9 protein-coding genes are annotated in these 11,037 nt (G+C 69.6%); all 9 read right to left on the bottom strand.

The window, feature by feature from the left end; translation table 11 throughout:
• Nucleotide 1 precedes the first annotated feature (1 nt).
• Entirely contained in the window at nt 2-706 is a 705-nt protein-coding gene (locus AC1RVW_RS12685; RefSeq protein WP_106935864.1) for an aspartate/glutamate racemase family protein, read from the bottom strand.
• A 53-nt stretch (nt 707-759) separates the two neighbouring features.
• Nucleotides 760-1,518 carry an ABC transporter permease gene (locus AC1RVW_RS12680; protein WP_493200273.1) on the bottom strand — a complete coding sequence of 253 codons (759 nt, stop codon included), beginning with the start codon at nt 1,516-1,518 and terminating at the stop codon, nt 760-762.
• A 32-nt stretch (nt 1,519-1,550) separates the two neighbouring features.
• Entirely contained in the window at nt 1,551-2,168 is a 618-nt protein-coding gene (locus AC1RVW_RS12675; RefSeq protein ID WP_493200250.1) for an ABC transporter ATP-binding protein, read from the bottom strand.
• 109 nt (nt 2,169-2,277) lie between these two features.
• A complete protein-coding gene (locus tag AC1RVW_RS12670; RefSeq protein WP_493200249.1) occupies nt 2,278-4,635 on the bottom strand; it encodes a TonB-dependent receptor in 2,358 nt (785 codons plus the stop codon).
• Between the two features lie 227 nt (nt 4,636-4,862).
• Nucleotides 4,863-6,251 carry a coniferyl aldehyde dehydrogenase gene (locus AC1RVW_RS12665; RefSeq protein ID WP_493200247.1) on the bottom strand — a complete coding sequence of 463 codons (1,389 nt, stop codon included), beginning with the start codon at nt 6,249-6,251 and terminating at the stop codon, nt 4,863-4,865.
• Between the two features lie 142 nt (nt 6,252-6,393).
• Nucleotides 6,394-7,068, bottom strand: coding sequence for a DUF2894 domain-containing protein (locus AC1RVW_RS12660; protein WP_493200245.1), 675 nt, complete (start codon nt 7,066-7,068; stop codon nt 6,394-6,396).
• A complete protein-coding gene (locus AC1RVW_RS12655) occupies nt 7,061-7,720 on the bottom strand; it encodes an OmpA family protein (protein ID WP_081268408.1) in 660 nt (219 codons plus the stop codon). The genes AC1RVW_RS12660 and AC1RVW_RS12655 overlap by 8 nt, the downstream gene beginning before the upstream one ends.
• Nucleotides 7,720-10,233, bottom strand: coding sequence for a DUF802 domain-containing protein (locus tag AC1RVW_RS12650; RefSeq protein WP_493200243.1), 2,514 nt, complete (start codon nt 10,231-10,233; stop codon nt 7,720-7,722). The genes AC1RVW_RS12655 and AC1RVW_RS12650 overlap by 1 nt, the downstream gene beginning before the upstream one ends.
• Before the next feature lies 1 nt (nt 10,234).
• Nucleotides 10,235-10,966: a DUF3348 domain-containing protein gene (locus AC1RVW_RS12645; RefSeq protein ID WP_493200241.1), complete on the bottom strand. Its 732-nt coding sequence runs from the start codon at nt 10,964-10,966 to the stop codon at nt 10,235-10,237.
• Between the last annotated feature and the right edge of the window lie 71 nt (nt 10,967-11,037).

Here is an 11,037-nt window from a genome sequence, read left to right as displayed (position 1 = left end):
CTCAGCGCGCCGTGGCGCGGCGCAGCGCCGCGTGCGCGAGCAGGCGCGTGGAGTCGAGCGTGGGCAGCGCGGAGTTGCCGTCGTTCAGCACCAGCGGCAGCTCGGTGCAGCCGAGCGCGACGGCATCGCAGCCGCGCGCCTTCAGCGCTTCGATCATCTGCTGGAGCACTGCCGTCGATTCGGGGCGGAACACGCCGCACACCAGCTCGTCCATGATGATGCGGCCGACTTCGGCGCGCTCCGCCGCATCGAGCCGCACGGCGGCGAGGCCCGCGTCCGCCAGCGCCTGCGGATAGACCTCGCTGTCGACCAGCCAGCGCGTGCCCAGCACGCCCACGCGGCGAAAGCCGCGCGACGCGGCTTCCGCCGCCGCCACTTCGGCGATGTGCAGCCAGGGCAGCGGCGATTGCGGCAGCACGCGGTGCATCGCCTGGTGGATCGTGTTGTCGGGGCAGATCAGGAAGTCGGCGCCGGCTGCCGCGAGCTTGCGCGCGGAGGACAGCATCAGTTGCGCCACGCCGTCGATGTCGCCGCGGTCGAGGCAGTCGACATAGCTGGCGAGCGAGTGCGTGTGCACCGAGACCTCCGGGTGCGCATGCGGCTGCCCGAGGTAGCGCGCGCCTTCCACGCACAGCGTGCGATAGCACAGCGCCGCGCCTTCGGCCGAGCAGCCGACCACGCCGATGTGCAAAGTGTCTATAGCCATCTTGTCTCCAGTGAAGCAGGAAGAAATACGGGGAAGCAGTGTCGCAGCCGGCCTCAGCCCAGGCGGTCGGAGCGCAGCCGCTGGCGTTCGTCGGTCATCGAGCGCGCCGCCATGTAGACCGAGCCCGCCGCCGCCAGGCCGCCCGCGCCGGTCAGCAGGAACAGCAGCAGGATCTGGTACTTGGCGGCCTCCACCGGGTCCATGCCGGCCAGCAGCTGGCCGGTCATGATGCCGGGCAGGGTGATGACGCCGGCGGCCGACATCTGGTTGATGATCGGGATCATCCCGCGCCGTATCGACGAGCGCGTGAGCTCCGACAGCGCCTCGCGGATGGTCGCGCCCAGCGCCAGTTGCGCCTCGATGCGCGCGCGCCCGGTGGTCACGCCCTCGAAGAAGCTGTCCAGGCCCAGGCTCGCGGAATTGAGCACGCTGCCCAGCACGATGCCCATGAGCGGTATCGCATAGCGCGGGTCGTACCAGGGCTGCGGGCGGATCGCTGTCATGAGCGCCAGCACCACGGTCGCCACGCTCGATATGCCCACGGCCGCCGCGCCGATGCGGAAGTTGCCGCCGCGCGCCAGCCGGTGCGACGGGCGCACCGCCACTTCGCGCGCCGCAGCGAGGATCATCAGCACGACGATGGTGAGGGTGACAGCCGGCGACGCCGCGCTGAACACGAAGCGCAGCACCAGCCCCACCAGCAGCAGTTGCACCACCATGCGCGCCGCCGCCCACAGCACCTGGCGGTGCAGCCGCAGGTGCAGCGCCAGCGAGGCGCCGGCGTTCAGCAGCACCAGCAGCGTGGCCAGCATCAGGTCGGTGGCGTCGAGGTGGATGGTGGCGTTCACGGCATGCGCCTCAACTGGCCGTCCGCCATCTCGAAGCGGCGCTGGCCGATGCGCGCGGCCTGCTCGCGCGAGTGCGTGACCATCAGGATCGTCAGGCCCTGCGCCAGCCGGCGGGCCAGCAGTGCCTCGACGACCAGCGTCGATTCGGTGTCCAGCGACGCGGTGGGCTCGTCGAGCAGCAGCACCGCGGGCTCGCGCGCGAGCGAGCGCAGCAGCGCCAGGCGCTGGCGCTCGCCGGTCGAGAGGCGGGGGATCTCGGTGTCGAGCAGGCCGGGGGAAAGGCCGATCTCTTCCATCCAGGCGCCCAGCCGGGCATGGGTGTCGTCGGGGAAATGCGCGGCCACGGTGGGCGCCCACCATGCGGGCTCCGCAGCCTGGTAGACCACGCGCCGGCGCCATTGGGGGCCGCTCAGTGTCTTGCGTTCGATGCCGTCGAGGGCGACGGTGCCTTCGCCGGGGTCGAGGTCGGCCACCAGCCGCAGGAAAACGCTCTTGCCGGAGCCCGACTTGCCGAGGATGCAGATGCATTCGCCGCGCGCGGCGCTCAGGTCGATGGCGCCTGCGCCGCGCGTGCGCAGGTTCCTGATCTGCAGGAAGGGGAGGTTGGGTTCCATCGTGCGGTCGCCGGAGCCATCCATGGCCGGCGTTTGCCGCCGAGTATGAATGCTCCGGCCGGGACCGGCACGAGGAACAGGCGGGCACCCGTGGGCGCCCTGTGCCGCTTCAGAACGAGAACGATGCGGTCAGCGAAGCCGAGCGGCCCGCGCCCACGGTCGCGTAGTGCGACGCATAGGCCTTGTCGAAGTAGTACTTGTTGGTCAGGTTCTGGACGTTCAGCTGCAGGCTGAGGTTCTTGTTGACCACGTAGCTCACCATCGCGTCGTATTTCACGTAGGAAGGAATCCACTTCGTGTTGTTGACGTTGCCGTACTGCTTGCTCACGTAGGTGGCGCCGCCGCCGATCGTGAGGCCGGGCATCACCGTGTAGGTGGTCCACAGCGTCGCGCTGTCCTTCGGCGTGTTCGGGAACATGTTGCCGTTGAACGGCGAGGCGACGTACGTCGTGCCCGACAGCGTGTAGCCGTTGTCCGTGAGCTTGGCGTTCAGGTGCGTGTAGCCGCCGAACACCTGCCAGTCGCGGGTGATGCTGCCGGCCACGCCGAACTCGATGCCTTCCACCCGCTTCTTGCCGACGTTCTGCGTCGAGCCGTCGGCCGCGACCACGCGGGCGTTCTTCATGTCGGTGCGGAAGATCGCCGAGGTCAGCACCAGGCGGCGGTCCAGCACTTCCCACTTGGTGCCGAGTTCGAGGCTGCGGCTTTCCTGCGGCTTCAGGTTGCGGATGGCCGCGCTGATGCCGTCGGCGCCGTCGCCGCCGTCGGTGCCGGGCGGCGTCGACGAGGTGCCGTAGGACACGTAGATGCTGCCGTTGGGCGCCGGCTTGTAGACCGCGCCGACCTGGTAGTTCAGGAACGAGGCCTTGTTCTCCAGCTCGATGCCCGGGACCATGCGGCCGGCGGGCACGGACACGCTGGTCGAGCCGCTCAGGGCATTGCTGGGCACGGCTGCCGTGGTCGCGATCGGCGCGATGTAGGCCGGCGTGACCGCGCGCGTCTTGTAGTCGTCCCAGCGCAGGCCGAGGTTCAGCGACCACTGCGGGTTGAACTCGATGGTGTCGAAGGCGTAGACCGAACTGGTGGTGGTCTTCACTTCGGTCACCGCCGGCGACCTGGTGATGGCGCCGGTCCACGGGTCGTACGGCGTCGGGCTGAGCGCCGAGGTGCAGTTGAAGTTGCTGCGGATGCCCGAGCCCACGGCGCAGTTCAGGCCGCTCACGCCCGTGCGCGGGTAGGTCTCGAAACCGGTCTTCGCGTCCTGCAGGAACAGGTAGTTGCCCTTGGTGGTGGCTTCCTTGCCCAGCTCGATGCCGGTGGTGAAGCTGTGCTTGATGCCGGCGGTCTCGAACTTGCCGGTCAGGCTGGTCTGGTTGACCAGCGACTCGGAGTCGGACGCGCGGTTGTTGGGCCGGCGCCAGACGTTGCCGTTGACCAGGAAGTTGCCGCGGCTGTCGTCGGGCTGGGACCAGATGTAGTCGTTGGTCGAGGTGCTCGAGCGCGTGACGTTGCGCAGCACCAGGCCGCCGCCGAAGTCGTGCTTCACGTCGACGGTGCCGGCGTCGACCTTGGTGCGCTGGTAGTCGCGGCCCACCAGGCCGTAGTAGGTGCCGCGCGGCACCGCGATGGGCTGGCCGTCGCCGTTGCGGTTCAGGTACACGCCCGAGGTGAACGGGTTGTTGAAGGGGATGCCCGAGTCGGGCAGGTCGTTGGTCTCGTAGTGGTAGTAGCTCAGCGTGACCTGCGTCGGCGAGTTCATGCCGAAGGTCACGCTCGGCGCCACGCCCCAGCGCTTGACGTTGACCGGACCGCGCCCGGCGATGTCCGACTTGAAGTTCATCAGGTTCAGGCGGGCCGCGACGCTGTCGGAGATCTTGCGGTTGATGTCCAGCGTTTCGCGCTGGTAGGAGTCGGTGCCCAGGCCGATGGTGCCGCTGAAGAAGTTCTCGGCCTGCGGCGCCTTGCTGATGATGTTCACCGAGCCGCCGGCCGAGCCGCGGCCGCCGAACGCGGAACTCGGGCCCTTCACGACCTCGACCGACTCCACGTTGAAGATTTCGCGCGTCTGGGCCGCGCCGTCGCGCAAGCCGTCCACGTAGGTGTCGCTCTGCGCATCGAAGCCGCGGATGAAGGGGCGGTCGCCCACCGGGTTGCCGCCTTCGCCGGCGCCGAAGGTGATGCCGGGCGTGGTGCGCAGCGCGTCGACCAGCGTGGTCGCGCCGGTCTGGCGGATCACTTCCTGCGGGATGACGGTGACCGACTTGGGCGTGTCCAGCAGCGGCGCCGTGAACTTGGGCGAGGCCGATTTCTCGACCTTGTAGTCGGTCGAGGCTTCGACGCGGACTTCGTTCAGCGTGCCCTGGGCATGCGCGGACACCGAGCCGATGGCGACCAGTGTGGCGGTGGTGGCCATGCGGCCAGAAAGGTAACGCGCAGGCGAGTGCTTGCGGCTCTTGACGTAGTTCATAGTCCTCTGAGAGTTGTTGTCGGCCGTGTCTCTTGCTTGGCCGCCTGGACGAACGCCTGGCTGGCTGCACGCTGGGCTTTTCACAAAGGAGAAACATGCGTCACGGCTGTGCGAATGGTAATAACTCTCAATAGCAATGGACTGTAATCTTTACCTTTCGTATGCAATAAAACTGGAACTTTGTCGCTAGATTGCTACATAGCAGCGCCGTGCGGTGCGCTGTCGGTTCAGCGCACCAACAGCTTCATCATCCGCGCGAACGTCTTGCCATAGGGCGGCTTGAGCAGCCCCGCGCCGTTGAACGCCGACTGCCGGAAGATCGGCTTCAGCTTGGAGAAGGTCTCGAAGCCGTACTCCCCGTGGTAGGCGCCCATGCCGCTCGCGCCGACGCCGCCGAAGGGCAGGTCGTCCTGCGCGATGTGCAGCAGCGTGTCGTTGATGGACACGCCGCCCGACACGGTCTGGCGCATCACCTGGTCGATGGTCGCGCCGTTCTTCTCGAACAGGTAGAGCGCGAGCGGGCGCGGATGCGCGTTGACGTAGGCGATGGCTTCGTCGATGCCGGCGTAGGGCAGCACCGGCAGCAGCGGGCCGAAGATTTCTTCGCGCATCACGCGCATGCCGTCGTTCACGCCGGTCAGCAGCACCGGCGGAAAGCGGCGCGTGGCGGGGTCGGGTGCGGTGTCGCACAACGGCACGGCCGCGGCGCCTTCCTGCTGCGCGGCGGCCGCCAGCTCCTGCAGCCGCGCGAAGTGGCGCGGGCTCACGATGCTGGTGTAGTCGGTGTTGCTGTTGCCGAGGTCCGGGTACATCGACGCGAACACGCGCCGCGCGCTGTCGGCAAAGCGCTGCTGCTGGCCCTCGGGCACCAGCACGTAGTCGGGCGCGATGCAGGTCTGGCCCGCGTTCAGCGTCTTGCCCACGAGGATGCGTTCCACCGCCTTGTCGAAGTCGGCCCCGGGCCCGATGATCGCCGGCGACTTGCCGCCCAGCTCCAGCGTCACCGGCGTGAGGTTGTCGCTGGCCGCGCGCATCACGTGGTGGCCCACGGCGGTCGAGCCGGTGAAGAGCAGGTGGTCGAAGGGCAGGGCGGAGAACTCACGCGCGGCCTCTGCGTCGCCGTTGACCACGGCGATCTCGTCGGGCGCGAAGGCCTCGGCCACCAGCGCCGCGAACAGTTCGGCGAAGCGCGGCGTGAACTCCGACTGCTTGACCATCACGCGGTTGCCCGCCGCCAGCGCGGCCGTCATGGGTCCCACGGCCAGGTACAGCGGGTAGTTCCACGGCACCACGATGCCGACCACGCCCAGCGGCTGCGGCATGATCTTCGACGACGCGGGCTTGAACCACAGGCCGGTCGAGCGGCGGCGCACCCGCATCCAGTGCCTGCCGTGGCGCAGCGCGTGCGCGATGCCCTCGAGCGCCGGGAACACCTCGGCCAGCTCGGTCTCCTGAAACGCACGGTGGTGGAAGTCGGCGCTGATGGCGGCGGCGATCTGTTCGCGGTTGTCCTTCACCAGCGCGCGCAGGCGCTGCAGGCGGTCGGCGCGTTCGGGCCACGGCGGCGTCTGGGCGCGCAGGCTGGCGGCGCGCATGGCGTCGAAGGTCTGTCGCATGTCTTGTCTCATGGATCCTCGCGTGGGTTCTGCCCGTGTGTCGTCGATGCACCGGCCCGCGATCTTGCACCTTGCCGCCGCGCCGGTCACCTTCTCCCGGTCGGCACTGTGCCCGAGATCGCCGGCGAAAGCACCTGCCGCGTCAGCCGGCCTTGCCGGCGCGCGCCGTCTTCCTGCCGCCGGCTTCGGCGCGCGTGGTGCTCGCCGCGGCCGAGGCGCTGGCGCTGTTCGCCTGCTCGACCCACGACAAGGTGTCGACGTACGACATGAAGTGGTTCAGGTACTCCGGCGACAGGTCGCGCATCAGTGTGAGCGCGCGGTGCACCAGGTGGTGCGAGTTGAGCGGCCCCGCGTTCTCCGGCACCTTGGCCAGCGACTGCGTGAGCCGCAGGTCGGCGCTGAGCTTCGACCAGGTGCTGCGGAAGTAGCGCAGCGTCTTCAGTTCCAGCGCGGGCGACTGGCCGGGCGCGGCGTCGGCGGGCACCGCCTGCATGCCGGCGGGGAGGGGCGAATTCTGTGCGGCATGGTCGACCAGTTCCGCGAGGGCGCTGCGTTCGCGCGGCTGCTGCCGTGCATCCTGCGGCCCGTCCGCTGCGGCTGCCGCACGGGCGGCCGCCATGTCCTTGCCGTACGCAGCGAGCAGCGTGGCCACGCGCTCGTCGAGCAGGCGGCGCGCCTCGCCCTCGTGCGTGTCCGCGCGCCGGGCCAGTGCCTCGATGAAGCGGAAGCGCACCGGGTCGAAGCGGTGGTCGCCGCGCGCAATCCACGCCTGGACCGCCGCCACGTTGCCGGCGCTGACTTCCTCTTCGCTATTCACGGCGCTTCGCGTTGGCGGTGCCGGCGGAAGACGGCCGCGGCGTCGGCGCCATCTCCACGCGCCGGTTCTTCGAGCGTCCCTCGGCATCGGCGTTCGACGCCACCGCCTGCTCGGAGCCGAAGGCCGCGGCGAACACCGACGACGACGGCATGCCTTCCTCGATCAGCGCGCGCGTCACCGTGAGCGCGCGCTGGGCCGACAGCTCCCAGTTGTCCGCGAAGCGTCGCGCGTCGCCGCGCATCTGCCGGTCGTCGGTGAAGCCGCTGACCATCAGGATCTCGTCGCGGCTGCCCAGGTAGGCGGCCAGCGGCGCCGACAGGCTCTTGAGCAACTGCCGCCCCTCGGGCTGCAGGTCGGCGGAATTGAAGGCGAACAGCACATTGCCGCTGATGCCGATGCGGCCGTTGTTCAGCGTCACGCGGCCGGCCGCGAGCGGGCCCGCCAGCGCCTGTTCGAGCTGCTCGCGGCGCTGCGCCTCGGCGCGCCGCTGCTGCACTTCGGTTTCCAGTTTGGACGCAAGCTCCATCTGCATGCCCAGCGCACACACCAGGATCAGCACGAAGGCGCCGAGCAGCCCCGACATCAGGTCGCCGAAGACGGCCCACACGGGCACGCCCGGCTCCAGGCCGCTCTCGTCGATGTCCTCGCGCATCACGCCTCGCTGCCCACCGCGGCCTGCCGGCTGGCGAGCTGCTGCAGGTCTTCGACGATCTGCTTCTGCGACATGATGCTCAGGTCGATGACCTCGCGCGCCTGCGCCACGTAGTAGGCCAGCTGTTCGTCGCTGCGCGCGATCGACTTGCCGAGCGCGGCCTCGATGCGCTGCAGCTGCGCGCCCATCTTGTCGTTCGACTGGCTGAACATCTGCACTGCCAGGCCGAAGGCCTCGCCCATGCTCGCCACCTCGGCCGCGCCGCCGGTGATCTGCGCGGCAATGCCGGTCATCTTGCCGGTCTCGGCCTCGACCTGTTCGGTGAAGCGGCCGCCCACGCGCTCCAGCACCTCGGCCGATGCGGCCACCAGCGAGTCGACCGCCGCGCGCTGCTCGGTGGAGGCATGGTTGACCGCGTCGAGCAGCGTGGAAAGCGTCTCGAGGATGCGGCTGCGTTCTTCCAGCATCGCGTTGTCGCGCGCCATGCTGTCCGACAGCTTCTGGCGCAGCTCGGCGACCACTTCGGCCGCCGCGCGCGGGGCCTCGGAGGCGGCCTGCAGCAGCTGGGCGATCTCGGCGACGGTGGCCTTGGCGTGCGCGTCGGTCTGCGACGACATCTCGCGCGCGGTCTGCGCCACCTGTTCGAGCAGCTCGTGCTGCCGGCTCGCGGACTGCGCGCCGGCCTGCTGCCATTCTTCCTTCAGCGAGTCGGCCATCGATGCGAGCGATTGGGTCCAGGCAGAGAGGCGCTGCTCGTCGCGCGAGGAAATCTGCGAGATGGCATCGAGCAGTTGCTGCTGCTGGCCGGTGGTGTGGGCGCCTGCCTGCTGCCATTCTTCCTTGAGCGCTGCGGCCATCGATGCGAGCGATTGGGTCCAGGCAGAGAGGCGCTGTTCGTCGCGCGACGAAATCTGAGCGATCGAATCGAGCAGCAGCTGCTGCTGGCCGGTCGCATGCACGCCGGCCTGCTGCCACTCTTGCCTGAGCGCCGCCGCCATCGCAGCCAGCGACTGCGTCCACGCAGCGAGCTTCTGCTCGTCGCGCGACGACACCTGCGAGATCGTGTCGAGCAGGTGCTGCTGCTGGCCCGCGGCATACGTGCCGGCCTGTTGCCATTCTTCCTTCAGGGCTGCCGCCATCGCCGCCAGCGATTGCGTCCACACGGCCAGCCGTTGTTCGTCGCGCGCCGCGATGTCGGTCTGCAGTTCGGCATGCGCCTGGCCCACGGTGCGCAGCAGCGAGGCCGAGTGCTGTTCGAAGGCGGCGGCGGCGGCGGTCAGCGCCTGCTGCGAATCGGCCGAGAGCTTCTCGCTCACGCGCTGGTGCTCGGCGAGCGCGCCGCTCCAGGTGTGCGAGACGCTGCCCACGGTGCGTTCGAGCTGCGCGGCAACGTTGTCGACCAGCGCGGCCGAGCGCTGCGCGAAGGTTTCGGCAAAGCGGTCGTGCGAGCCGCGCACTTCGCCGGAGAGGGCTTCGCTCGTCTGCCGGTGTTCGGCCAGCGCGGCCTGCCAGGTGTCGGCCACGCCGGCCGTGGTGGCCGCGAAGCGGCTCGACAAGCCTTCGAGCTGCTGCTGCACGGTCTGCGAGAGCGTGCCGTGCAGGGCGGCGGTCTCGCGCGCGATGGCCGCCATGGTGGCCTCGACCACCGGCTGGATCGCCGCGCCGGCGATGCGCGCGCTCTCGGTCAGGCTCTGGCGCAGCGACTGGTCGACGGAAGTGGCAAGCCCGGCATACACCGCTTCGGCCTTGCCGTGGAAGCTGTCCTGGCTGCTGATGAGGCGGTCGTTCTGCGCCTGGCTCTGCTGCGCCAGCGCGGCCATCATCGCCTGCAGCTGGCCGACCAGCTCGGGCATGGCCAGCGCCTGCTGCTGCAGCAGCTTGAACGATTCCTCGCGCTGGTGGACCTGCGAGAACACGCGCAGCGTGGTCGCGATCTTGCTATCGAGCAGTTGCCCGGCCTGCAGCCGCTCGCGCCGGCACAGCGCCGACATCAGGCCCAGCATCGCCGAGGCGGCCACGCCCGCCACCGAAGTGCCGAAGGCCAGCCCCAGGCCCTTCACCGGTGCCGAGAGCGACGAGCGCACGGCCTGCAGGTCGGTCGCGCTGTCGAGCGCAAGGCCGGTGCCGTTGAGCGTGACCACCATGCCCAGGAAGGTGCCGAGCATGCCCAGCAGCACCAGGAAGCCGGCCAGGTAGGGCGTGAGGGCGGGGCCGGGCAGGCCGACGCGCTCGCCCTCGATGCGCAGGCGCACCGCGTTCTGCAGCGAGGCTGGCAGGCGGGAGAGCCAGGCGCCGAGGCTGGCGGGCGCTTCGGACAGTTCGGCCACGGCGCGCGACAGGGTGTCGGTGGCCTGCTGGAAACGGCGCAGTTCGAGCGCGCCCATCAGGTAGAAGGCGGCGACGAGCGCGGTGACGGCCAGCGCCAGCGGGTTCGCGCCGACGTAGCCGACGGCGACCCAGCCCACGACGGCCAAGCCCGCTGCGAACACAGCGTGAGGAAGAAATCTGGTCATGTCAGCCTGGTTGCTTCATGCGAAGGGCTTCGAGCAGCCCTTCGACCGGTTGAAATCGAAAGTCCAGTTCGGCGAGCAGCACGTCCTGGAGGTCTTTGTGGAACACGTCCTGCCACGCGGCACCGGCAGATGGGGCCGGCGTCGTCTGATCGGCTGCCGGTTCGGCGGCCTGCTCGGCGGCCTGCTCGGCCTGGGCCTCCAGCGCCGCCTGCCGCAGGCGCCTGAAGCGCCTCTCCAGCAGCGCGGGCACGCCCGAGAGCAGGCTGCGTTCCTGCACGGCCAGCACCTGCTCCATCACGACGTCGACCGCCGCCAGTTTGGCCATGGCCTGCGAACGGCCCGCCAGCGTGGTCCGCAGGCGGCTGCGCAGCGGGCCGATGCCGGCTTCCATCGCCTGTTGCCGGGCCAGGTAGCGCTGGCGCAGCGGAGCGAAGTCGGTGGCGTCCGCGGGGGCGGCGCCGTCGGAGGCGATGGCCTTGGTCAGCGCGGCGCGCACGCGGGCGCACTCGGCTTCCTCGGCGCTCGAGGAGGCTTTTTTTGCACTGGAGAGAGAACTCGCCGGGCCGGCGTTCAACGCCGCGGACAGCGAGATGTCGTCGGTCCAGCCGAACCACTGGCTCAGCCGCTCCGCGGTCGTCTGCCGGGGTTGCCCGACGTCGCTGTCGGTCAGCCTGGAAAGCAAGCGCACGAGCGGCGAACCGGTGAAACCTGTGCGCCGTGACGCTTGCACCATTACCGTCAAATCGAAAAACCTAGCAGTCTACACCGCGCCCCTCCGGGCCCCTGCAGGAGCGGCCCGGCCGC

The organism is Variovorax sp. MPBD4-3 (assembly GCF_058809745.1).
The sequence above is the reverse complement of the archived record's forward strand: the minus strand, read 5'-3'. Positions and strand labels throughout refer to the sequence as shown.

Excerpts from the sequence above, each read along its gene's own strand:
- AC1RVW_RS12685 (WP_106935864.1), bottom strand. The coding sequence starts at position 706 with ATGGCTATAGACACTTTGCACATCGGCGTGGTCGGCTGCTCGGCCGAA.
- AC1RVW_RS12680 (WP_493200273.1), bottom strand. The coding sequence starts at position 1,518 with ATGCTGGCCACGCTGCTGGTGCTGCTGAACGCCGGCGCCTCGCTGGCG.
- AC1RVW_RS12675 (WP_493200250.1), bottom strand. The coding sequence starts at position 2,168 with ATGGAACCCAACCTCCCCTTCCTGCAGATCAGGAACCTGCGCACGCGC.
- AC1RVW_RS12670 (WP_493200249.1), bottom strand. The coding sequence starts at position 4,635 with ATGAACTACGTCAAGAGCCGCAAGCACTCGCCTGCGCGTTACCTTTCT.
- AC1RVW_RS12665 (WP_493200247.1), bottom strand. The coding sequence starts at position 6,251 with ATGCGACAGACCTTCGACGCCATGCGCGCCGCCAGCCTGCGCGCCCAG.
- AC1RVW_RS12655 (WP_081268408.1), bottom strand. The coding sequence starts at position 7,720 with ATGCGCGAGGACATCGACGAGAGCGGCCTGGAGCCGGGCGTGCCCGTG.
- AC1RVW_RS12650 (WP_493200243.1), bottom strand. The coding sequence starts at position 10,233 with ATGACCAGATTTCTTCCTCACGCTGTGTTCGCAGCGGGCTTGGCCGTC.
- AC1RVW_RS12645 (WP_493200241.1), bottom strand. The coding sequence starts at position 10,966 with ATGGTGCAAGCGTCACGGCGCACAGGTTTCACCGGTTCGCCGCTCGTG.